The organism is Methylophaga nitratireducenticrescens, assembly GCF_000260985.4.
GTDB classification, from domain to species: Bacteria; Pseudomonadota; Gammaproteobacteria; order Nitrosococcales; family Methylophagaceae; genus Methylophaga; species Methylophaga nitratireducenticrescens.
The window spans coordinates 1,530,409-1,552,774 of the sequence record NC_017857.3 but is presented as its reverse complement, the minus strand read 5'-3'; the positions used below and the strand labels follow the sequence as shown (position 1 = coordinate 1,552,774).

The 22,366-nt window shown below is 45.3% G+C and carries 21 protein-coding genes; 2 read left to right on the top strand and 19 right to left on the bottom strand.

Translation table 11 applies throughout. The features are described from left to right. Positions 1-190: 190 nt before the first annotated feature. From Q7A_RS07515 to Q7A_RS07480, 8 genes are all read right to left on the bottom strand, one after another. Positions 191-1,963: a PglL family O-oligosaccharyltransferase gene (locus tag Q7A_RS07515; RefSeq protein ID WP_014706739.1), complete on the bottom strand. Its 1,773-nt coding sequence runs from the start codon at positions 1,961-1,963 to the stop codon at positions 191-193. 440 nt (positions 1,964-2,403) lie between these two features. Continuing rightward, positions 2,404-2,739, bottom strand: a complete 336-nt coding sequence (locus Q7A_RS07510) for an SUF system Fe-S cluster assembly protein (protein WP_014706738.1) — start codon at positions 2,737-2,739, stop codon at positions 2,404-2,406. A gap of 4 nt (positions 2,740-2,743) precedes the next feature. Beyond that, positions 2,744-3,190 carry a Fe-S cluster assembly sulfur transfer protein SufU gene (sufU, locus tag Q7A_RS07505; RefSeq protein ID WP_014706737.1) on the bottom strand — a complete coding sequence of 149 codons (447 nt, stop codon included), beginning with the start codon at positions 3,188-3,190 and terminating at the stop codon, positions 2,744-2,746. Further along, entirely contained in the window at positions 3,190-4,413 is a 1,224-nt protein-coding gene (locus Q7A_RS07500) for a cysteine desulfurase (protein ID WP_014706736.1), read from the bottom strand. Before Q7A_RS07500 ends, sufU begins: the two co-directional genes overlap by 1 nt. Then, positions 4,406-5,710: a Fe-S cluster assembly protein SufD gene (sufD, locus tag Q7A_RS07495; RefSeq protein ID WP_014706735.1), complete on the bottom strand. Its 1,305-nt coding sequence runs from the start codon at positions 5,708-5,710 to the stop codon at positions 4,406-4,408. The genes Q7A_RS07500 and sufD overlap by 8 nt, the downstream gene beginning before the upstream one ends. Further along, positions 5,707-6,474 (bottom strand): Fe-S cluster assembly ATPase SufC, encoded by a 768-nt coding sequence (gene sufC, locus Q7A_RS07490; RefSeq protein ID WP_041355005.1) that lies wholly within the window; start codon positions 6,472-6,474, stop codon positions 5,707-5,709. Before sufC ends, sufD begins: the two co-directional genes overlap by 4 nt. Before the next feature lie 81 nt (positions 6,475-6,555). Next, positions 6,556-8,004, bottom strand: coding sequence for a Fe-S cluster assembly protein SufB (sufB, locus tag Q7A_RS07485; protein WP_014706733.1), 1,449 nt, complete (start codon positions 8,002-8,004; stop codon positions 6,556-6,558). Then, positions 7,997-8,476: an SUF system Fe-S cluster assembly regulator gene (locus tag Q7A_RS07480; RefSeq protein ID WP_238595963.1), complete on the bottom strand. Its 480-nt coding sequence runs from the start codon at positions 8,474-8,476 to the stop codon at positions 7,997-7,999. The genes sufB and Q7A_RS07480 overlap by 8 nt, the downstream gene beginning before the upstream one ends. Positions 8,477-9,041: 565 nt before the next feature. Between Q7A_RS07480 and Q7A_RS07470 the strand changes: the two genes are divergently transcribed. Then, entirely contained in the window at positions 9,042-9,716 is a 675-nt protein-coding gene (locus Q7A_RS07470; RefSeq protein WP_104934631.1) for an FKBP-type peptidyl-prolyl cis-trans isomerase, read from the top strand. Positions 9,717-9,759: 43 nt separating this feature from the next. Here the strand turns inward: Q7A_RS07470 and ampD are convergent, their stop codons facing one another. Then, complete coding sequence (gene ampD / locus Q7A_RS07465) at positions 9,760-10,311, bottom strand: 1,6-anhydro-N-acetylmuramyl-L-alanine amidase AmpD (protein WP_014706730.1); 552 nt, start codon at positions 10,309-10,311, stop codon at positions 9,760-9,762. 85 nt (positions 10,312-10,396) lie between these two features. Here ampD and nadC point away from each other — a divergent pair, with 85 nt between their 5' ends. Further along, positions 10,397-11,245 carry a carboxylating nicotinate-nucleotide diphosphorylase gene (gene nadC / locus Q7A_RS07460; protein ID WP_014706729.1) on the top strand — a complete coding sequence of 283 codons (849 nt, stop codon included), beginning with the start codon at positions 10,397-10,399 and terminating at the stop codon, positions 11,243-11,245. A 48-nt stretch (positions 11,246-11,293) separates the two neighbouring features. On the opposite strand, the gene Q7A_RS07455 is transcribed toward nadC, so the two are convergent. The 10 genes from Q7A_RS07455 to Q7A_RS07410 form a co-directional block, all read right to left on the bottom strand. Then, positions 11,294-13,639: a TonB-dependent receptor gene (locus tag Q7A_RS07455; protein WP_014706728.1), complete on the bottom strand. Its 2,346-nt coding sequence runs from the start codon at positions 13,637-13,639 to the stop codon at positions 11,294-11,296. 142 nt (positions 13,640-13,781) lie between these two features. Further along, entirely contained in the window at positions 13,782-15,176 is a 1,395-nt protein-coding gene (cysG, locus tag Q7A_RS07450) for a siroheme synthase CysG (protein WP_014706727.1), read from the bottom strand. A 7-nt stretch (positions 15,177-15,183) separates the two neighbouring features. Then, complete coding sequence (locus tag Q7A_RS07445) at positions 15,184-15,957, bottom strand: DUF1223 domain-containing protein (RefSeq protein WP_014706726.1); 774 nt, start codon at positions 15,955-15,957, stop codon at positions 15,184-15,186. A gap of 28 nt (positions 15,958-15,985) precedes the next feature. Further along, positions 15,986-17,062, bottom strand: coding sequence for a tRNA pseudouridine(13) synthase TruD (gene truD, locus Q7A_RS07440; protein WP_014706725.1), 1,077 nt, complete (start codon positions 17,060-17,062; stop codon positions 15,986-15,988). Next, positions 17,059-17,541: a 2-C-methyl-D-erythritol 2,4-cyclodiphosphate synthase gene (ispF, locus tag Q7A_RS07435; protein ID WP_014706724.1), complete on the bottom strand. Its 483-nt coding sequence runs from the start codon at positions 17,539-17,541 to the stop codon at positions 17,059-17,061. Before ispF ends, truD begins: the two co-directional genes overlap by 4 nt. Continuing rightward, positions 17,538-18,248 (bottom strand): 2-C-methyl-D-erythritol 4-phosphate cytidylyltransferase, encoded by a 711-nt coding sequence (gene ispD, locus Q7A_RS07430; protein ID WP_014706723.1) that lies wholly within the window; start codon positions 18,246-18,248, stop codon positions 17,538-17,540. The genes ispF and ispD overlap by 4 nt, the downstream gene beginning before the upstream one ends. Beyond that, positions 18,238-18,525, bottom strand: coding sequence for a cell division protein FtsB (gene ftsB, locus Q7A_RS07425; RefSeq protein WP_014706722.1), 288 nt, complete (start codon positions 18,523-18,525; stop codon positions 18,238-18,240). Before ftsB ends, ispD begins: the two co-directional genes overlap by 11 nt. A 10-nt stretch (positions 18,526-18,535) precedes the next feature. Continuing rightward, positions 18,536-19,816, bottom strand: a complete 1,281-nt coding sequence (eno, locus tag Q7A_RS07420) for a phosphopyruvate hydratase (protein ID WP_014706721.1) — start codon at positions 19,814-19,816, stop codon at positions 18,536-18,538. A gap of 60 nt (positions 19,817-19,876) precedes the next feature. Beyond that, positions 19,877-20,713: a 3-deoxy-8-phosphooctulonate synthase gene (gene kdsA, locus Q7A_RS07415; RefSeq protein WP_014706720.1), complete on the bottom strand. Its 837-nt coding sequence runs from the start codon at positions 20,711-20,713 to the stop codon at positions 19,877-19,879. Further along, positions 20,713-22,350, bottom strand: a complete 1,638-nt coding sequence (locus tag Q7A_RS07410; protein WP_014706719.1) for a CTP synthase — start codon at positions 22,348-22,350, stop codon at positions 20,713-20,715. The genes kdsA and Q7A_RS07410 overlap by 1 nt, the downstream gene beginning before the upstream one ends. Positions 22,351-22,366: the final 16 nt, after the last annotated feature.

Sequence of the window (22,366 nt, the reverse complement as noted above, 5' to 3'; positions counted from 1 at the left end):
TAAAATGATATATCCGTCACAAAAAAACTTAATTTTTTAACAGAAAAAAAGTTCCAAAAATTGTTTTAATCGGGAAATACTTCCTTGAAAGGGCAATTTCCCGACAATTTAAGGAACAAAAATTACGGATAAATGGGAAAAAATAAGGCTACCAAATAGCCAAAAACCATTTGGCAGCGCTTAGCAGAAATCAGGGCTCGAGAGGATAAGCCATATCCTGATAGTCCTGCAGTTGTTGAATCAGAGGAAACAGCTGCTTATGGCCACCTACCAGTAACCCTCTGGTAGCGACTTTCCAGTATTTATCCATGTATTTTGGATAATGCTGCATCGCCAAATCCAACTGCCTGGCAGCGGCTTCAGACTGACCGGATAATGCCAGCAGTGTCACCTGGTTATAGACCTCTTCCTCGCCCGGCAGATACTGCATAAGCTGTGTATTCATTGCGAGTTTGTCCGGAATGACTTCCGGGGTATCTGGCAGTGCACGAACAATCACCAGATCCAGATAGGGTGCAAATAGCGATTTATCACGGGTTTCAGCCATTTCGTAGAGTAACGGTACGGCCTGTTCATCGGAAAATAAGCCCATTCTGCCCTGGGTGTACCAGTTTTCCACTTTGCTATATTGGCTAAAGGTGTTGCCCAGCATAAACACACTGAAAACCAGCACCATGGCGGCAACAGGCACACCCAGATTCATCTTCAGTGTGATATTTCTCTCAGAACTCATCCCTGTCACCAAAGCGGCGATACCCAGAAAATAGGCATACCACAACGGATATTCAAGCAGGCTGTGTATGGCAAACACCGCCAGAGTGGCATACAGCCACCAGCGCTCTGCCGAGATCACGACCCCGCGCTGCTGCCAGAACCAGTACACAATGGCTGATAACAAAATCAAACCGCCAAAAATGCCGGTTTCAGCCAGCAGATGTAACAACAGGTTATGCGCATGGTCGGCATAGCCTTGTAGTCCTGGATACTGTTGCGTCATTTCAAAGTTATGCCAGCCAAACTGCCCCCAACCGACGCCCCAGAGAGGATGCTGGATAAACATTTCCCACGCCTGTTGCAACAGGAGTAACCGTATCGATTCACCTTTCATCGAGGCCGCGATCCGTTCAGCAGGCATCGCTGGCATCTCCATACTTAGCAGAGGCAACAGAAGCTGCACCACAATAAATATCGGAATCAGCCATAACAGTCGACTGGAGACAAAGTGAATATGCCACTGGGTAGATTTTCTGGCGACCAGCCAGCCACCAACTGACAATAAGACCACATATAGCCAGCTCATACGTTGGCCGGTTAAAGCAAGAGCAATCAGAAAAACGATGGCGGTAATTGCCACTGCCCAGATGTTTATTCGCCGGCTCAGATACAGATATAACAAAGAGCCCAGCGCGATTCCCAAATAGGTTGCCAAATGATTGACCTGACCGAGGTTGGCCGCGAAGCCACCTGATTTGTGGCGTAGGATGAATCCTGAATCGTCCCAGCCGATATATTGCAATACAACAATAAATGCCGATAACAGCCCGCCAATAACGAATGCCCACCCCAGAACCGGCACCAGTTTTTCCATCGTGACGAGTTGTTTTAACTGCGCCCCAACGACTATCAGCAGCGAAGCCCATAACAGCAACAGACTGATTAAAAATGTTTGCTGCCAGTAACCAAAGAACCCCAGTTGATACTGAATCAACACAATGCCCCATAATCCCAAAGGTGCAAGCGCGAGCCAGGGGATCTGCATCGCTTTCCAGGATCGCTTGTGTAACAGAAAAATGATGGCCAATGTGCTTAGCGCGATGGCAGCCCACTGATTGTAAAAAGTGGTCAGCGGGATCCGATGATGGGGAATCAGAAACGGTACCACACAGACCAGAGCGAGCAGGCCACAGGCCAGCATGGTGATTTTGTTTATTTTAAAGCCGGGGTTTTCTGCGGTGTCACTCACTTCTTATTCTCCTGATGACGGCAACTGTCTCGCCCTAAAAACTGATGGAAAAGTGCGCACATAATAGGAGAAGGACTTCCTGTTAGGCATTAGGAAAAAATCCCTATTTATTTTGGGAGTGAAATTTATGACAGCTTACAGGCAGAAAATAATTTGGATTTTGATGATGAGGAGGGATTTTTAAATAATCAAAATTAATGGCTTTACTGGAGAATAAAAAGGAATTCCTCCTATATGCGGCGAGCATTGAGATCACTATGATTAACTTCGACAGCTTGCTAATGAGATTCTCTCGGGGCGAAGCCCTGAAATAGTTGCTTACTGTAGTCGTAAAGTTAGTTACCTCTTCAGATTGGTCATGCGATCTGAGTTACCGTGGATAAATTGATTATCCACGGTTTTTTTTTGCCTGAATTCGATTCGCTTTCAACCGGGCGGCTTCAGAACATACCCAGTTGCAATTGCGCAGCTTCACTCATTTGATCGCGTGTCCAGGGTGGATCCCAGACCAGTTCGACATGCACCTTATTAACCCCATCGATACTGCGGATCTTGTTTTCCACATCGCCTGGAAAAGTTTGTGCAACCGGGCAACCGGGAGCAGTAAGCGTCATTTGAATCACCACATTTCCGGAGTCGCTGACGTCAATCTGGTAAATCAATCCCAGTTCATAGATATTGACCGGGATTTCTGGATCGTAGATGGTTTTGAGCATCTCGATCACGTCTTCTTTCAAGTCTTCTGCGGTAAAAGGATGTACCTGATTGTCATTCATAATATTACTCAGTACTAATCGAAATATCGTGGTCGCTGTCTATCGCTGCATGCACGGTATGCCAGGACAAAGTCGCGCATTTTACCCGTGCCGGAAACTCTTTCACACCACTTAACACTTCCAGCTTGCCCAGCAGGTTTCGATCCGTCTCTTCACCGGTCAGTGACTTATGAACCTGATCATAAATGGCCTGGGCTTCCTCCAGCGTTTTGCCTTTCAGCGCTTCTGTCATCAGTGATGCAGAGGCCATGGAGATAGCACAGCCACTGCCCTTGAAGCTGACATCTTCAATGACGTCACCTTCAAGTTTGACGTAAACCACCAGCTTGTCACCACATAACGGATTATTGCCATGCGCCAGATGGTTGGCATGTTCGATTTCACGAAAATTACGCGGACGCTTGTTGTGATCCATGATCACTTGCTGGTAAAGCTCTCTTAAATCACTCATCAGGCAAAAAGCTCCTGTGTTTTCTGAATGGCATGGATCAGTGCATCCACTTCTTCTTCCGAGTTATAAAACGCAAAAGAAGCACGAGCCGTTGCTGGAATATCGTAAAACTCCATTACCGGCTGGGCGCAGTGATGCCCGGTGCGAATGGCCACACCTTGTTGATCAAAAATGGTTCCGACATCATGCGGATGCACCCCTTCGATCATGAAAGAAATCACGGCCGCTTTTTCAACTGCCGTGCCGATGATGTTTACACCAGGCAAAGCCTCAATTTTACGTGTGGCAATCTCCAGTAAATGGTGTTCCTGAGCGGCAATATTGTCGATGCCGACCTGCCACATGTAATCAATCGCGGCACCCAGTCCAATCACCCCGGCAATATGGGGTGTGCCGGCTTCAAACTTGGCGGGCAACTCGTTATAAATGGTTTTATCGAAACTCACCGATAAAATCATATCGCCACCACCCTGATAAGGCGGCATGGCATTCAATAATGCTTCACGACCATACAACGCACCGATACCGGTCGGAGCAAACATTTTATGACCGGAAAACACATAAAAATCGCAATCCAGATCCTGCACATCAACTGTCATATGCGGTACTGCCTGTGCGCCATCAATTAATACCGGAATATTCTTCGCACGGGCTTTTTCAGTCATGGTTTTAACTGGATTGATGGTGCCCAGTGCATTGGAGACCTGGCCGATAGCCAGAATCTTCGTGCGTTCAGTCAGCATGTCATCAAAATGGGTTAAATCCAATTCACCTGTCTGGGTCATCGGAATAACTTTCAGTTTGGCACCGGTCTGTTCACATAATATCTGCCACGGCACAATATTGGCGTGATGTTCCAGATGACTGATCAGGATTTCATCATTTGCCTGCAGCTTTGGTCTGACAAAGCTTTGCGCTACCAGATTAATCGCTTCAGTCGCACCACGGGTAAAGATGATTTCTTTATCCGAATTGGCATTTACAAACTGGCGAACTTTACTACGTGCTGCCTCGTATAAATCAGTAGCACGTTGACTTAATTTATGCACACCACGGTGAATGTTGGCATTATCGTGCAGATAATAATGACTGACTGCATCAATGACCTGACGTGGTTTCTGGCTGGTGGCCGCATTATCCAGATACACCAATGGATAGCCATTAATTTCCTGATGCAGGATCGGAAAGTCCGCACGAATGGTATTAATGTTCAAATTACTCATGCGTACCACCTTTAGGTAACCGCTTTTCAATCACCTTGGTAATTGATTGTTTAAGTTCCTGATTAGCAATGCGTTCAATTACGTCCACGGCAAAAGCAAAAGTCAGCAAACTGCGGGCACTGACTTCGTCAAGGCCACGGCTACGCAGGAAAAACAGTTGATCTTCGTTGATTTGCCCTACCGCGCTGCCATGTCCGCATTTGACATCATCAGCATAGATTTCCATTTCCGGCTTGGTATCAATTTCACAACCACGTGACAGCAGTAAATTGCGATTGCTTTGATTGGCATCGGTTTTCTGGGCATCTTTATGCACAATCACTTTGCCGTTAAATACCGCATGGCTTTGTTCATCCAATACGCCTTTGTAAACTTCTTCACTGGTGGTGTTAGGCACACTATGATCAATGCGGGTGTGATTATCCACATGCTGTTCACCTGTCACCAAATACAGGCCATTCATCGTCACATGGGATTGTTCTCCCACTAATTGACTATGAACATCATTTCTGGCGAGTTTTGCACCAAGTGAAATATTGGTGTTATGCCATTTACTGTCAGCAGCTTGTGTGGCGGCCATGGTGGCGACATGATAATGATCCAGTGATTCACGCTGTAATTTGTAGTGAAACAGTTCGGCGTTTTCAGCCAGACTTATTTCAGTTACTACATCGGTTAAACCATTGGCTTCATTATTTCCGGCATAGGTTTCAATAAAAGTTGCCTGACTGCCTTTTCCAAGCACAATGACATGACGTAAATGCATTGCATAATGCGGCGTATGGCCGCTGTTCGCTACAATTAACTCAATCGGTTTATCTATTTTGGTGTTGGCGGCCACTTCAATAAATACACCTTCATTCATCAACATGGTATTTATTGCGTTAAAGCCAGGTTTTTCCATATTAATTTGCCGGTTTAGGAATTCACTAGCACGCTCAATAGATTTGGATAAAGGCGTTAACGTTAGGCCACTTGGCAGCTGAGCGATAGACGATGCTGTTAAATCTACCCGACCGTCAATGATCACTATGCGATAAGCATCAACCACAAGTTTTAACTCATGAGTTTCAACAAAGCCGGGTTGAACTACCCTATGTCTGAACTCTTCCTGTCCCAGCTGCCACAGGCTGGTGTATTTCCAATCCTCTTCTTTTCTGCCGGGTAAGCCCATTCGCTCAAACTGATATTGAGCTTGTTCACGCAAGCTTTTCCAGCGAGCATTGTCAGCTACCATAATGTCTCGGCTGTTTGCTACAGCAGAGAAGTCAGTATAAATTTCTTTTAACATTTTCATGCTGGCTGCCCTTCCGGCTCTGGTGCGTCATGCACCCAACTGTAGCCGGATTTTTCCAGTTCTTTTGCCAGTTCCTTATCACCGGATTTAACAATGCGCCCTTCAGACAATACGTGTACAAAATCAGGCACAATGTAATCCAGTAAACGCTGGTAATGAGTAATCATCACAAATGAACGTTCTGGGTTGCGCAGCGCATTAACGCCTTCAGAAACGGTACGCAGCGCATCAATATCCAGCCCTGAATCGGTTTCATCCATAATGGCCAGTTGCGGTTCCAGCAAGGCCATTTGCAGGATTTCATTACGTTTTTTCTCTCCGCCGGAGAAACCTTCATTCACACTGCGGTGTAAAAACTGTTCATCCATTTTAACCAACGCCATTTTGCTGCGGACCAGCGTCAGGAAATCGATGGCATCAAGATCTTCCAACCCCTGATGTTTACGAATGGCATTTAATGCTGCTTTAAGCAGATAGATATTGCTGACGCCAGGAATTTCTACCGGATACTGAAAAGCCAGAAACACGCCGCGTCTGGCACGCTCTTCAGGTTCTAATTCCAGCAGGTTTTCACCTTTATAGATGACTTCCCCTTTCGTGATCTCATAGCCTTCACGACCGGTTAAAACATTGGACAGCGTACTTTTACCAGCTCCATTGGGACCCATGATGGCATGGACTTCGCCAGCATTAACCGTCAAATTAATACCACGCAGAATCTCTTTGCCCTCAATTGATGCGTGTAAATTTTTTATTTCCAACATTTTCATAATTATTCTCTATTCATTTTTTATAGGTTAAGCGGCCTGACCCGCCCAACATGTAGTTATGTAAGTGAACGCTGTTTAACCAACTGAGCCTTCCAACGACAAGCCAAGCAGGTTCTGAGCTTCAACCGCAAATTCCATCGGCAGCTCACGAATAACCTGTTTACAGAATCCGTTGACAATCATTGATACAGAATCTTCGACATCGAGACCACGCTGTTTGCAATAGAACAACTGGTCTTCACTGATTTTCGAGGTAGAGGCTTCGTGCTCAACCTGAGCAGTCGGGTTTTTCACTTCAATATATGGGAAGGTATGCGCGGCACACTTATCGCCCATTAGTAACGAATCACACTCAGTGTAGTTACGGGCATTCTCGGCATTGGGTCCGATGCGAACCAGACCTCGGTAGGCATTGGATGAACGACCGGCTGATATCCCTTTAGAGATAATAGTCGAGCTGGTGTTTTTACCCAGATGGATCATCTTGGTGCCAGTGTCGGCCTGTTGCATATTGTTGGTAACAGCCACTGAGTAAAACTCCCCTACTGAATTATCACCCTGCAAAATCACACTTGGATATTTCCAGGTAATGGCTGAGCCAGTTTCGACCTGAGTCCAGGAGACTTTTGAACTTTCACCACGGCAGGCAGCACGTTTTGTTACAAAGTTATAAATACCGCCCTTGCCATTTTCATCACCGGGATACCAGTTCTGTACAGTGGAATATTTAATTTCTGCACGATCCATTGCCACCAGTTCTACTACCGCCGCATGCAATTGATTTTCATCTCGCATTGGGGCGGTACAACCTTCCAGGTAACTCACATAGGAGTCATCATCAGCAATAATTAATGTCCGTTCAAACTGTCCGGTATTTGCCGCATTGATACGGAAATAAGTGGAGAGTTCCATCGGGCAACGCACACCTTTGGGGATATAGACAAAAGAACCATCAGTAAACACGGCACAGTTTAATGCAGCGTAAAAGTTATCTTTATAAGGAACCACGCTACCCAGATATTTTTTGATCAATTCGGGATGCTCATGAATCGCTTCAGAGATTGGCATAAACAGGATACCCTGCTCGGCCAGTTTATCTTTAAAGGTATTAGACACTGAAACGCTATCAAACACCGCATCAACAGCAACCCCTGCCAAACGCGCCCGTTCGTCTAATGGAACACCTAGCTTTTCATAGGTACGCAACAATTCCGGATCGACTTCATCAAGGCTTTTGGGTCCATCGGTTTTTTTCTTGGGAGCGGAATAATAACTGACCGATTGATAGTCAATTTCCGGATAATGGACGTGTGCCCATTCCGGTGTGTCCATGGTTAACCAGTAGCGGAACGCTTTCAAACGCCATTCCAGCATAAATTCAGGTTCGCCCTTAATCAATGAGATCTGACGTACCACGTCTTCACTCAATCCGGGTGGCAAGCTGTCTGACTCAATATCAGTATAAAAGCCCGCTTTGTATTCTTTCTGTGTGATTGCTTCTAGTTGTTGTGTTTGATCAGTCATGTTGATCACCATCCTGTATTGTAACTGCTTTTGCCCGATAACTGGGCGGGTAAAATTGCACTATTCGCGGCGCTGATAGTGCCGGCGCCAGCATATCAGCCAGTTTGACCTCATCCAGTGCATGAAATACGGCATTATTGATTTGGTTCCAGTTAGTTTGCACGGTACAATGCGTTTCCTGATCACATTGGGAGGCAGTGCTGACACATTCCGTCAATGCAATCGGCCCCTCAATTGCGGTAATAATTTGTGCCACGGAAATAGTGGCTGGATCGCCAGTTAATGTATAGCCACCCTGAGCACCACGTTCAGAGGTCAAGAGCCCACCCGTTGACAGAACTTTTAAAATTTTTCGGACTGTTGGCAAAGGCATATGCACGGCATCTGACAGCATATGCGCGCTATGTTGTTTGCTTCGATGTTCTGCAATGTAGCTCATCAGCACAATGCCGTAATCCGTCAATTTACTCATGCGTAACATTTCACGCCCCTTCTAATTGATACCATTATAGTATCATTTGAACGAATAACCAAGTGTATTACTCGGCTATTCAATCTGAAAGCTGTGAAAAAATATGAGACAATCGCATGGCGAACTTCGTGGCTGATAAGATCTCTAAGTTTAGGGCTTGTTGATCTTTCATCTCCGCCTCTGTTGTGAGCTGAAAAAGTGTCAATCAAGGCAAGAGGATCGTCTTTTGTGAGATACATCCATGTATCTCACCCCATTGGGGGCTTGCGCTCAAAAACGTTCCTGACGTTTTTGTGGTTATTCTAAATAAGCGACGAGCAACGCAGACCGGCGCGCGCCGGCATACAGTCCATCCGTGGACATAAGTGGCGCTTTTTCAGTCACAACCCGAAGGGCTGGGACTATTTTTGCGGCCACCTGCGTTGTCAATCACTTATGTAGGATGGCTACACTGCGTGCTTTCCGCCTTGTTGGACACAAAAATAGTCGCCAGCAGTGGTGGAGATGAAAGATTAACAAGCCCTAGGCCAGCCTATATTTTAATTAAATTTGAGAGTCATAAGACATGAAACTGAAATACCTCGCTTTCCTTCCCGTTTTATTTGGAGCAAATGTAATGGCAGAAAACGCCACCCTCGATACAGAACAACAAAAACTCAGCTATATCTTCGGCATACAAGTCGGTCAACAAATGATGATGGAAGGTGTAGAGCTTGAAATGGATGCATTCAGTGCAGGTGTTGCCGACATGATGGCTGGCCGTCAACCACAAATGGATCAGGCAACTGCACAGGAAATCATTGGTAAATACCAGCAGAAAAAATCACAGGAACTGGCTGCTACAATGAACAAAAAGCAGGCAGAATCTAAAGCTTATATGGAAAAAAATGCTAAAAAAGACGGTGTTGTCACGACGGATAGTGGTCTGCAATACCAAATCATTAAAGAAGGTGATGGCGCAACACCTAAATCCACAGACAAAGTTATCGCTCATTACGAAGGTACATTAATTGATGGGACTGTTTTTGACAGCTCTATCCAACGTGGTGAACCAGCAACCTTCCCGGTGAATGGCGTTATTCAGGGCTGGCAGGAGGTCTTGCAGATGATGAAAGAAGGCGGTAAATGGCGCGTGGTCATCCCTGGCAATCTGGCTTATGGTCCACAAGGTGCCGGTGAAATGATTGGCCCTAACGAAACATTGATTTTTGATATCGAGCTGATTGCGATCACGCAGTGATAATCATTTAATATCAACTAAAGCCGCCCACGGGCGGCTTTTTTTATGCTTGCAATAATTGTTTGAAATAAACCCAGTCAAAATGAGGGCCAGGATCGGTTTTTCGACCAGGCGCAATATGTTGATGCCCCGTAATTCGTTCTTTTGATAATAATGGATAGGCGGCAAACAATGCCCTGCTTACCGTTGCAAGTCGCTGATATTGCGCTTCAGTGAACGCCGTTTCATCACCCCCTTCCAGTTCAACGCCTATCGTAAAATCATTACACCGTTCACGCCCTTCCCAACAGGATACCCCTGCATGCCATGCACGTTTATGAAAAGGCACAAACTGCTGTATTAATCCATCTCGTCTTATCAACAAATGTGATGAAACTTTTAGATGCGCGATCTCTGCAAAATAAGGGTGTGCATTCTGATCGAGCTGATTTAAAAACAGATCGGCAATCCAATCACCGCCAAACTGGCCGGGAGGTAAACTGATATTATGAATAACAATGCCGCTGATATCATTCTCGTCCGGACGGTCATCACAATTAGGTGAGGGTAACATCTCTGCCGCATCCAACCATCCGCTCTGTCTATCAATAATCACTGCTTACTCCAAAATAGGTTTCTGAATAGATTATCAGAGCTTTAACGGTTACCCTATCGGCTGTTTAAATTTAACCTTGAAGACTATGACGATTCAAAACTTTATCCCGGCTAATTTTATTAGCTCTCAAGTCAAGCTCTCCTTGCTGGAAGATATTGGACAGCAGGATCTCACTGCTGATCTTATTCCTACTGATGCAATAGCCAAAGCCAGACTGATCAGTCGTCAGAATGCCGTTTTATGTGGTCGTGACTGGTTTAATGAAGTATTCAATCAGCTGGATCCAGGGATTAAAATCAACTGGTTTTTTGAAGATGCCGATCTGCTACGTGAAAATGCGGTGCTATGTGAACTTTCTGGCAATGCCCGGGCATTATTGAGTGGTGAACGCACGGCTATGAATTTTTTGCAGACATTTTCCGGTACCGCCACTCAGACCAAACTTTATGCTGACATTATCAAAGACTTGCCGGTCAAACTGCTGGATACCCGTAAAACCTTGCCAGGATTAAGACTTGGTCAGAAATATGCTGTGCGTTGTGGGGGCGGAGTTAATCACCGATTTGGGCTATATGATGCCATATTAATTAAAGAGAATCATATCCTTGCTGCTGGCTCAATTGCAGCAGCGGTGGCTCAAGCCAAAGCTTTACACCCAAACGTCTCAATTGAAGTTGAAGTAGAGTCAATGGATGAACTTGAGCAAAGCCTTAAAACAGCCGTTGATATCGTGCTACTGGATAACTTTTCGTTGGAGATGTTACGCAAGGCGGTTGCAATTACTCAGGGCAAAGTTGCTCTTGAGGCTTCGGGAGGTGTGAATATGGATACATTACGAAGTATTGCTGAGACGGGGGTAAACCGAATTTCTGTAGGCCATTTGACCAAAGATTTACAGGCTGTTGACTTATCGATGCGATTTATTGATTTATAAAAAAGAAAGGCCGCAAGTAGCGGCCTTTCTATTAGCTAAACGATTGGATTACATTGTAATTTTAAAACCAATCCAGCCAGCTCTAGGTGCACCTGCACCCACAAAGCGTGGATCTTCTAATGTCAGACCCGGAGCTTCATCCGGTTCACCATATAAACCAAAGCTTTCGTACTCACTGTCAAACAGGTTGTCGACTTTGGCAAAGAACTGAACATTTTTATTCAGCTTGTAACGACCGTGAAGATTAACCAATCCATAGCCACTGATTTTCTTGTCTTCATTCGCTTCATCGCCACGGTAATATTGGCTAGAGTGATATGAAGCTGTCGCACCTAGAGATAATTTCGGTGTAAAGGCATAATCAACACCGATCTTGATATTATGCTCAGGAATACTTGGCAGACGGTCGCCTTTACTAACGCTATAAATATCGCCGTTACGGTAATAATCAAAATTATCCTCGAAAGTCGCACGAACATAACTGTAGTTAGTAAACCATGTCAGTTGTTGATATTTACCATTCAAACCTAATTCAAGACCGGCACGCGCTGTTTTGTCAATATTTCTGAAGTTACCCAAACCTAAACGAGCGCTTTCGTCCTCAGATACTTCTTCATCTTCTGAAAAGAACAATAAATCATCTTTTAACTGGGTGTAATAAATATTGCTGTACCAGTTAAACATCTCTTGTTGACCACGCAGACCAGCTTCCAATGTTTTAGCGACAACATCATCCAACGGAGGATCTGCCAGGAAAGCATTAGGATATGCACAAGGAGATGTCGGCTCAGCACAAGTCAGTTCAGATGCGGTCGGAGCACGGTTAGATTCGCTGTAATTACCATAAACTGTCACATTATCTTGCAAGGCATAGGTCAATCCAACTGTTGGGTTGAAACGTTTGAATACATGTTTGTTACCAGCATCATTCAGTGGCTGGACACCACCTTCACTGGTACCCGAAATATCAATCTGAATCCAGTTATAACGACCACCTAATGTTAAATCCAAACGCTCAGTTAATGAATGTGTATTGGTGAAAAACAGACTGAATGTATCCGTTTCAATATCACCATCAACCACTGTTTCATCTATAATAAGGCCTGTACCGTCAGTTCCACGAGTATCAGTAAACTGTGCAATTTCGGATTGTGATGAATGTTTGACATCAGAAGTATCGTAGGAAGCACCTACAATAAGTTGGTTTTCACGGTCAAATAAATCATTTAAAAATGTTGATTGCAGACCAAAACCATAACTATCTTGTTGGGTTTTACTAGTATTGTTTAACGCGACAAAATCGCCATCCGCAAAACCAAGTCCAGCAGCTCCACCTATAACATCTTCTAAGAATTCAGCTTGATTTATAATTCCATCTTCATATTCTTCAATGTCATCTTCTTCAGCTAAAACTAAATTACCGCCATCGTCATACGCTAATAATTCCGAACCATCACCATTAAAGGTACTGCGATCACTGCGGCGATAATAGGTGTTAGCAGACAACATGACATTGTCATTTACCCAATGTGAACCGTTCAAAGTGAACATACGCAATTCATTTTGTGTGTTATCCGGATGGGTGAACACAGCTTCCCGATCTTCAGCAACCAGCTCAATAGGTGATGCACCATTTCCGTTCAGGTCACTGTCAACAGCTGTAATACCAAAATCCAGGCTGCTGGTTTCATTACGATAGCTCAAGTTGGAAAAGAACTGTTCAACCCTGGAAGGTGAAAAATCACGCCAGCCATCTTCTTTGGTAATGGAACCAGTCACAAAATAACCAAAATTGCCGTCATTGCCACCCGTTTCAACTGTGCCCGAATCACGACCAAATGAACCGGTGTAAGCTTCCAGACTATGACCAGGGTGGGTAAAACCATTTTTCGTTTGAATCGATAAAGCGCCACCCAGCGTATTGAGACCAAACAGCGGATTTGATCCTGACATCATATTCATGCTGGCTATAGCCGACTTAGGCAATAATTCGAAGTTAACCACATCGCCGAAAGGTTCATTAACTCGAACGCCATCCTGATAAACCGATATTCCTTGAGAATTACCGACAAGAGGAGAAGCAGTAAAACCACGGAATTTCAAATCCGGTTGGAAAGGATTATTTTGTGCAGCATTGAGGCTTACGTTACCCATCGTCTGATTCATAAAATCAGAAATATCCAAGCTTTGGTTACGCTCAATATCTTCGTCAGTTGCAGTTTGAACATGACTTGGAATTTTATCCGCCTCCAGTCCTACACCATGTAATGGTGTAAGACTGATGACTTCGATATTTTCAAGTTGAAGATCCGGTTCAGCAGCAAAACTGAGTCCCGGGGTCAATACACTAGCTAATAACGCAGGCAGGACGCCGCGTCGGAATGGAATCGCCATCTTAATCTCCCAGATTTAATATTTGTATTAATTTTTTTATATCGCTTTCTATGAAGCTTACGGCGATGCTAGCATGACGTTTCACACATAGAATTAGGAAAAATTCCTAAAACAATACGGGAAGATTAATCTGTTGATTTTATTAGGAAAACCAGGATAGTTGATTATGCAATTGTACAACTTCACCAATAATTAGTAGCGTTGGTGCGACAGGTTGTTGTTTTTTTGCCAATTCAGGAAGCTCGGCAATAGTACTTGTCCACACCTTTTGATTCTCTGTTGTTCCTTGCTGAACCAGTGCCGCTGGCATATCTGCTCTCATGCCGTGTTGTTGTAGCTTCTGGCTAAGTATATCAAGGCCTGCGAGGCCCATATAAACTACGACTGTCTGCCGGGGCTGCACTAACGCCTGCCAATTCAAATCCAGCTCACCTTCTTTTAACTGACCTGTTACAAACACACAACTTTGTGAATAATCACGATGTGTTAATGGAATACCTGAGTAGCAAGCAACACCGGAAGCCGCTGTAATTCCCGGTACGACCTGAAAGGGAATTTTCTGTTCAGCCAGCGTGGCAATTTCCTCACCACCACGACCAAAGATAAACGGATCACCGCCTTTCAAACGTAAAACACGTTTGCCAGCCTGAGCGTGTTCCAGTAATAACAGATTTATTTCATCCTGACGCTTGCTGTGCCATGCCCGCTGTTTTCCGACATAAATCATTTCTGCTTCTTTACGCACTAATGCCAGCACTTCCTTACTGACCAAACGATCATAGAAAACCACATCGGCCTGTTGCATCAAACGCAAGGCTTTAAAGGTTAATAGATCGGGATCACCGGGACCGGCCCCCACCAGATAAACCTCACCTTGTTGCAAAGCATTGTCAGCAGTATCTTCAATTAAGGTTTCAAGCGTTTTAATCGCCAATTCATCCCGACCGGCCAACACATGATCGGATACCGGGCCTTGTAAAACCGACTCCCAGAAACGACGACGCTGTTTAATATGGCCGAACTTTGCCTTTACCCTTTCACGATATTCACCCACCAGTAAACCCAATTTACTATAAGCCGGTGGAATCAGTGTTTCCAGTCGTGCGCGTAATTGTCTGGCAAGAATAGGTGACTGACCTCCACTGGATATTGCCACCACAATGGGCGAACGATCCAGTACCGAAGGCAGAATAAAGTCACACATTTCGGGTTGATCAGCCACATTGGTGAGAATATTTCTGGCTTTGGCTGCCTGATAGACTTCAAGATTAACTTTTTCATCATTGGTCGCTGCGATCACTAGTGTTTGCTGATTAAGATAGCTTGAATCAAATCTATCATTGATCCAGTGCAGTCTGCTTTCATAGTCAGAATTTTCCAGTAATTGGCGCGACATCTCAGCAATCTCGGGGGCAACAATGGTCACTGATGCCTGAGCTTTCAATAGTAATGCTGCTTTACGAGCTGCAATTTCGCCACCACCCACCACCAGACACTGGCGTTGTTTTAAATCTATAAATATCGGTAAATAATCCATCTAACTTCTATTGTGTTAAAGGTAATTCCACGGCCTGCAAAATATAACCATCGGTTAAATTTTGAACAATCGCCACCAGTTTCAGTTTGTCCTGCTGCCATTCAGGTGACAATTTCACTTGATGTTCAATAAAGGTTTCACCAGAATCATCAAGCTCAAACGGACCCAACCATCGACGAACCAGGTTTTGATGATTAAAGGTCTGTCCGGCATTGTCTCCTCCAAGGACAAGACTGCTGACATCATCCTCAGTAATAGCAAGATACAGTTTGCTGTGTTGACGATTTTCCTCACCAGTTACCTGGCTTCGGCTATCAATCATCAACTGATCATTAATCAGATAAACTCTTAAACGAATCTGCGCTTGAGCATCAAATTCATTGAGAAAACTTACTGCTTCAGCGAAATTCGCCCGCCAATTTGGCAGCGACTCACCACTTAATACAAATTCCGGAGTGTAAATCGTCTGATATCGGTTCAACCGGGCCAATTGTTTCTGTCGTTCGGAAAATACCGGCTTGGCAAATGCATCCACCCAGCCTTTCTTATCATTCAGATAATCAACATGAAAACCTAACACAATATAATCAAGCTCTGCCTGCTGCTGTTGATATAACCAGCGTTCCGCAGGAGGGCAAAGCCCACAGCCTTCTGAAGTAAATAATTCCAGTACGGCAGTATGTTTATCGCCACTTGACGTCTGCCAACGGTCTACTGCCTGAACAGTAAAAGGGATATAGCATAAAACCAGCAACAACATCTTAATCATGGAGTGATTCATATCAGCCTCCTTCAGAGATCACTGAATCCTATTCACTAGGTGACACTGTGGAAATTTTCTGCGACATATCTTGAATTTCAGCCAGTTCTCGCAAAACAGCCGTTGCATAACTGCCCGGCCCCAATTCAAACTCTAACAGTAAACTGGTTTGGTTGATAAATTGCCATTTAAGATTCTGTGGAAATAATCTCAGTGCACGACGTTCCTGCGATAAACCAATTTTCTCCAACTGCTGCTGCCAATCCAGCCAATCTGTTAATACGCTCTGTTCCAGAGCCAGCGTATCATTCTTACTGATAGCCTCCCCCTTACCCCAGAGTGGCCCGGTCGGATGGATGTCCATTTCGTTAATCCGCTTTTCAAGTACTTGATCTTTGGTTTCAGCGACAAAATAACTGGCGCGGGTACCGGCCAGTAGCATCACATCCCCCGCCAACATTTGATTCCAGTTATGTTGTCGGATTCTTTCGGCCAGCACCAGATTAAATAGCCAGGAACGCGCTGCTGAAATAATAATACTGCGTTGATTACGCTTTTTTGGCTCTGTTCCTTCTGTGAACCATTGCTCTGCTTTTTTCAGATTATTACCGTGATGACCGAAACGTTGTTCGGCGAAATAATTAGGTACTCCCTGCTCCGCAATTAATTGCAGATTCTGCTCCCAGATACTCGGGTCACCGACAATGTCGGTTAATCGCAAACGGAAACGGTTTCCGGCAAGTGCCCCACGTTTTAATTTTTTGCTGTGACGAACCGCTTTAAGAATTTTAATTTGTTCATTTTCAAATGCCAGCCAATCCGGTTCCGGCAAACCCTGTAAATTTACACTGAACCATTGGGATGTAACTGCATGACGATCCTTAAGTCCGGCGTATCCGACAGCAACAGGCGACACACCGGCAAAACGGGCAATTTCCTGGGCCAACCAGTCAGTGTTGGTATCGGTTTTCTGCACATATAACCAGACATGCGACCCTTCGCCCTCCGGCGAAAATGGCAGATGTTCCTCCACTTCAAAATAAACCGCTTTTTCACGTAGCTTGGCACTACAGCCTGAAGCAGTGTCAGAATGGCGTGGCAGGGATAAATAATCGAAATGTTTCAAACAGATTCAACCTTTTGGATAAGCGCCACAGCATGAGCCGCTATGCCCTCCTGGCGGCCGACAAATCCCAGTTTTTCAGTGGTTGTCGCTTTGATATTAATTGCCGAGGACTCAATATGCAGGTCTGTGGCCAGCAATTCTCGCATTTGCGGGATATACGGCGCCAGTTTAGGAACTTGTGCTACCACTGTAGAATCGACATTGCTTACATGCCAGCCAGCCGCCGCTAAATCGTCATATACACGGCGTAACAGTACCCGACTATCAATTCCCGCAAAAGCCATATCATCATCAGGAAAATGGTGACCAATATCCCACCAGCCTGCAGCGCCGAGCAAAGCATCACATATTGCATGAATCAACACATCCCCATCGGAGTGAGCCTCAAGTCCATGTGTATGAGGAATATTTACGCCACCAATAATTAACGAACCGTTTTCAGCAAACCGATGAACATCATAACCATGGCCTATTCTCACGCAGCTTCTCCATTATTCTGTTGTTGTAAAAATAGCGCTGCTAATGCCAGATCCTGTGGCAGAGTAATTTTGATATTGTCAGCATGCCCGGCAACCATTTTGGGTACTAAGCCCATAAACTCCATTGCACTGGCCTCATCAGTAACATTGATATTACATTGTTTCGCTTGAGTTAATGCCTCAGCCAGGCCTCTCAAGCGAAACATCTGAGGTGTGGATGCCCGCCATAATCCAGTTCGATCGACTGTTGCTTCGATGGTGTTATCTGCGTTCACACGTTTGATCGTCTCACTGAGCGGCACACCTAAAATACCGCCCACCGGATCATCGCTTAATTGCTGCAACATGGAATCAATATCACTGTGACGAATGCAGGGACGTGCGGCATCATGCACCAATACCCAGGGATCCCGCTGAGTAAGATTTTTTAGAAACTCTAACGCATTGCTCACTGAATCCGCCCGATGCTCCCCACCAAGTGTTGTATGGATTGGCCAGTGTGATGGCAGATTCAGCGATGGCCAGTAGGGATCATTGGCTGAAAGCGCGACAACGACCCCTTCGATTAAAGGATGACTGATAAGCCGTTGCAGACTATGAACAATAACCGGTTGATTATTCAGTATTAGATACTGCTTAGGGCGATCGGCCTGCATTCTGCTGCCGATCCCTGCCGCAGGCACCACCGCCCAGACTTTATTGTTCATCTTCAGGAAGTTCGATTATGTGAAAAAAGGTTTCTTCTGGCTTAACCATACCCAGTTCACTGCGAGCACGCTCTTCCAATGCATCCAAACCGCTTTTAAGATCAGCAACTTCTGCCGCCAGTACCTGATTACGCTCTTCAAGTTTTGCATTATCAATACGTTGTTTTTCAACTGTGTGATGAAGTCTTAACAAAGCGGGTAAACCATCATGACTCAACCACAATCTGTATTGCAGCATGACAAAAATTAACGTCAGCACAATCAGTACTGTTTTCATACGTCAAACTTCACTGACAGGCGAAAGCCCGCAACCCCGGATAAATTGCTGTAGCACCAAGCTCAGCTTCAATACGCAGCAACTGATTATATTTTGCTACCCGGTCTGAACGCGACATCGAGCCAGTCTTGATTTGGCCACATTGGGTACCCACCGCCAAATCGGCAATAAAGGTATCTTCCGTCTCGCCACTGCGATGAGAAGCAATAGATTTGTAACCTGCTTCGGCGGCCATATTCATCGCATGCAGTGTTTCACTCAACGTACCGATTTGATTCAGCTTAATCAAAATCGCATTGGCCACCTTGGCGTCAATACCCTTCTGCAGAATCGCACTGTTGGTCACAAATAAATCATCACCCACTAATTGAATACGATCGCCTACTCGATCGGTCAGCAATTTCCATCCATCCCAGTCGTTTTCATCCATGCCATCTTCGATACTGATGATTGGATACTTATTGCACCAGGTTTCCAGCAGTTCCGTTAATTCAGCCGCAGTAAGACTGCGCTTTTCGGATTCCAGACGATACATACCGTCTTTATAAAACTCGGAACTGGCGACATCCAGCGCGATCATGACATCACGGCCCGGTTCATAGCCGGCCTGCTTGATGGCTTGCATAATCAGTTCCATAGCCGCTTCATTTGACGCCAGATCGGGGGCAAATCCCCCTTCGTCGCCCACTGCGGTATTAAGTCCTTGGGCTAATAAAACTGCTTTTAACTGATGAAATACTTCTGCTCCGGCACGAACGGCTTCTTTGAAGCTTTTGGCACCGACCGGCACAATCATGAATTCCTGGAAATCAACACTGTTATCAGCGTGTGATCCACCATTTATAATGTTCATCATCGGTACCGGCAAGGTCACCGCCTTATCTCCACCAAGATAGCGATATAAAGGCAACCCCTGTTCATCCGCACCGGCAACTGCCGCCGCCATGGAAACCGCCAGAATTGCGTTGGCGCCCAGACGTTGTTTATTATCAGTACCATCACAGGCAATGAGTTTTTCATCCAGGCTGGATTGATCGAGGCAATCCATTCCAACAACGGCCGCACGTAACTCAGTATTGATGGCTTCAACAGCTTTGGTCACGCCTTTGCCCAAATAACGTGACTTATCACCATCACGTAACTCAATCGCTTCACGTTCGCCAGTTGAAGCACCTGAAGGTACAGCTGCTCTTCCTATGGCGCCACTGGCAAGAATAACGTCAGCTTCGACCGTAGGATTACCACGAGAATCAATGATCTCACGGCCACGAACATCTATAATTTTACTCATAATTGTCTCCATCTAAAATTGAAGTCGCCAGATAATCACCCTGTTCTGGCATGCCACCTGTTACAGGTAAGCGTCTTCAATAAAGTCTTGTTGTTTAACTGTTTTATCGATAGCAATCAGCGTTTCCAGTAAAGCCTGCATTTTATGCAGTGGCCAGGAATTCGGTCCATCACTCAGGGCTTTTTCAGGATCCGGATGCGTTTCCATGAACAAGCCAGCAATGCCAGCCGCTACTGCAGAACGTGCCAGCACAGGTACAAACTGTCTCTGGCCACCGCTTTTGCCACCCTGCCCACCGGGTTGCTGCACCGAGTGGGTGGCATCAAATACTACCGGGCAATCCATATGACGCATGGTCGGTAAACCACGCATATCTGAAATCAACGTGTTATAACCAAATGAGGTACCACGTTCACATAACATGATCTGCTGGTTACCCGTTGATTTGGCTTTATCAGCGACATGCTGCATATCCCATGGCGCCAGAAACTGGCCTTTTTTAATGTTTACCGGTAAGCCCTGGCTGGCAACATTAATAATAAAATTGGTCTGTCGACACAAGAAAGCCGGGGTTTGCAGCACATCGACCACACTGGCAACTTCTGCCAGCGGGGTGTCTTCATGAACGTCTGTCAGAATAGGCAAGCCGAATTCTTTTTTAACCTTTTCCAGAATTGCCATACCTGCCTCAAGACCGGGACCACGATAGGTATTGGTTGAAGTACGATTGGCTTTATCGAATGAGGATTTGTAGATAAATGGGATACCCAGTTTGTCTGTCATCTCTTTTAACTGACCAGCCACATCCATCGTCATTTGTTCACTTTCGATGACACAGGTGCCGGCAATCAAAAATAACGGCTGTTTACCGCCAACTTCATGACCACATAATTGCATTACTGCTGTCCTCGTTTTTTATGATTCGACACCGCAGCATTGATAAAGCCTTCAAATAATCGATGTCCGTGTCTTGGGGTGGAAGTAAATTCCGGATGAAACTGACAGGCTACAAACCAAGGGTGTCCAGGTATTTCAACCATTTCGGCAAGCGAGTTATCTTTTGACATGCCGGAAAACAACATTCCAGCTGCCTCCAGTTTTTGTTTGTAGTTATTGTTGAACTCATAACGATGACGATGGCGTTCAACGATTTCATCGGTGCCGTAAATCTGCTGTGCCAATGAACCAGGTTTCAGTACACAAGGATAACCACCCAAACGCATGGTGCCACCCAGATCTGAATCATGATCACGCTGTTCTACACTGCCATCCTCTTTCTGCCATTCCGTAATCAGACCTATCACTGGATCTGGCGTATTCGGTTCAAACTCGGTACTGAAAGCCTGTGTCAGTCCTGCTTTATGACGAGCATATTCAATGACGGCTACCTGCATACCCAGACAGATTCCCAGATACGGGATATTGTTTTCGCGGGCAAACTGGGCGGTTGAAATCATCCCTTCAACACCACGTTTGCCAAAACCGCCAGGCACCAGAATGGCATCCATATCGGCAATACTGTTGGTGCCATTTTTCTCGATCATTTCAGAATCGACATAATGCACATTGACCTTGGTACGGGTATGAATACCAGCATGAACCAAGGCTTCGGAAAGGGATTTATAGGCTTCGGTCAACTCCATGTATTTGCCGACCATAGCGATATTGACTTCGCCCTGCGGGTTGGAGAGATTTTCATAAACCTGCTGCCACTGACTCAGATCGGCCGGTTTAGCGTCAAGTCCCAGTTGTTTCACCACAATGTCATCAAGACCTTGTTTGTGTAACTCCATTGGTATCTTGTAAATGCTGTCCACATCAATACAAGTGATAACCGATTTTTCAGGAACGTTGGTGAACAATGAAATCTTGCGGCGTTCGGATTCCGGTAAAGGACGATCCATACGGCAAAGCAAAACATCTGGTTGAATACCGATAGTGCGCAGTTCTTTTACTGAATGCTGAGTGGGTTTGGTTTTGATTTCACCGGCAGAAGCAATATAGGGCACCAATGTCAGATGAATAAACAAGGCACGATCACGGCCTAATTCAGTGGCCATCTGACGAATGGTTTCCAAAAACGGTAATGACTCAATATCGCCGACCGTACCACCGATTTCCACCAGTGCAACATCGGCATCGCCAGCGCCTTCATAAACACAGCGTTTGATTTCATCGGTAATATGCGGAATGACCTGCACCGTATTGCCAAGATACTCTCCCCGGCGTTCTTTACGGATAACGTTTTCATAGATTTGGCCAGTCGTATGGTTATTGCGGCTGGTCATATTGGCATCAATAAATCGCTCGTAGTGACCTAAATCCAGATCGGTTTCAGCACCATCATCCGTTACAAACACCTCACCATGTTGCAGAGGGCTCATTGTTCCGGGATCAACGTTGATGTAGGGATCGAGTTTAATCATTGTGACCTTCAGGCCACGAGCTTCTAGAATCGCTGCCAGTGAAGCCGCCGCGATTCCCTTACCGAGAGACGACACAACACCACCAGTGACAAATATAAATTTAGTCATATTATGGAGAGTTTTT

What these genes read in the sequence shown, in the direction of transcription:
- ispD (WP_014706723.1), bottom strand. Translation starts at nt 18,248, where the DNA reads ATGAACAATAAAGTCTGGGCGGTGGTGCCTGCGGCAGGGATCGGCAGC.
- cysG (WP_014706727.1), bottom strand. Translation starts at nt 15,176, where the DNA reads ATGGATTATTTACCGATATTTATAGATTTAAAACAACGCCAGTGTCTG.
- Q7A_RS07410 (WP_014706719.1), bottom strand. Translation starts at nt 22,350, where the DNA reads ATGACTAAATTTATATTTGTCACTGGTGGTGTTGTGTCGTCTCTCGGT.
- Q7A_RS07445 (WP_014706726.1), bottom strand. Translation starts at nt 15,957, where the DNA reads ATGAATCACTCCATGATTAAGATGTTGTTGCTGGTTTTATGCTATATC.
- nadC (WP_014706729.1), top strand. Translation starts at nt 10,397, where the DNA reads ATGACGATTCAAAACTTTATCCCGGCTAATTTTATTAGCTCTCAAGTC.
- kdsA (WP_014706720.1), bottom strand. Translation starts at nt 20,713, where the DNA reads ATGCAATTATGTGGTCATGAAGTTGGCGGTAAACAGCCGTTATTTTTG.
- Q7A_RS07500 (WP_014706736.1), bottom strand. Translation starts at nt 4,413, where the DNA reads ATGAGTAATTTGAACATTAATACCATTCGTGCGGACTTTCCGATCCTG.
- Q7A_RS07470 (WP_104934631.1), top strand. Translation starts at nt 9,042, where the DNA reads ATGAAACTGAAATACCTCGCTTTCCTTCCCGTTTTATTTGGAGCAAAT.
- sufB (WP_014706733.1), bottom strand. Translation starts at nt 8,004, where the DNA reads ATGACTGATCAAACACAACAACTAGAAGCAATCACACAGAAAGAATAC.
- Q7A_RS07455 (WP_014706728.1), bottom strand. Translation starts at nt 13,639, where the DNA reads ATGGCGATTCCATTCCGACGCGGCGTCCTGCCTGCGTTATTAGCTAGT.
- eno (WP_014706721.1), bottom strand. Translation starts at nt 19,816, where the DNA reads ATGAGTAAAATTATAGATGTTCGTGGCCGTGAGATCATTGATTCTCGT.
- ftsB (WP_014706722.1), bottom strand. Translation starts at nt 18,525, where the DNA reads ATGAAAACAGTACTGATTGTGCTGACGTTAATTTTTGTCATGCTGCAA.
- Q7A_RS07480 (WP_238595963.1), bottom strand. Translation starts at nt 8,476, where the DNA reads ATGAGTAAATTGACGGATTACGGCATTGTGCTGATGAGCTACATTGCA.
- Q7A_RS07510 (WP_014706738.1), bottom strand. Translation starts at nt 2,739, where the DNA reads ATGAATGACAATCAGGTACATCCTTTTACCGCAGAAGACTTGAAAGAA.
- sufD (WP_014706735.1), bottom strand. Translation starts at nt 5,710, where the DNA reads ATGAAAATGTTAAAAGAAATTTATACTGACTTCTCTGCTGTAGCAAAC.
- sufU (WP_014706737.1), bottom strand. Translation starts at nt 3,190, where the DNA reads ATGAGTGATTTAAGAGAGCTTTACCAGCAAGTGATCATGGATCACAAC.
- sufC (WP_041355005.1), bottom strand. Translation starts at nt 6,474, where the DNA reads ATGTTGGAAATAAAAAATTTACACGCATCAATTGAGGGCAAAGAGATT.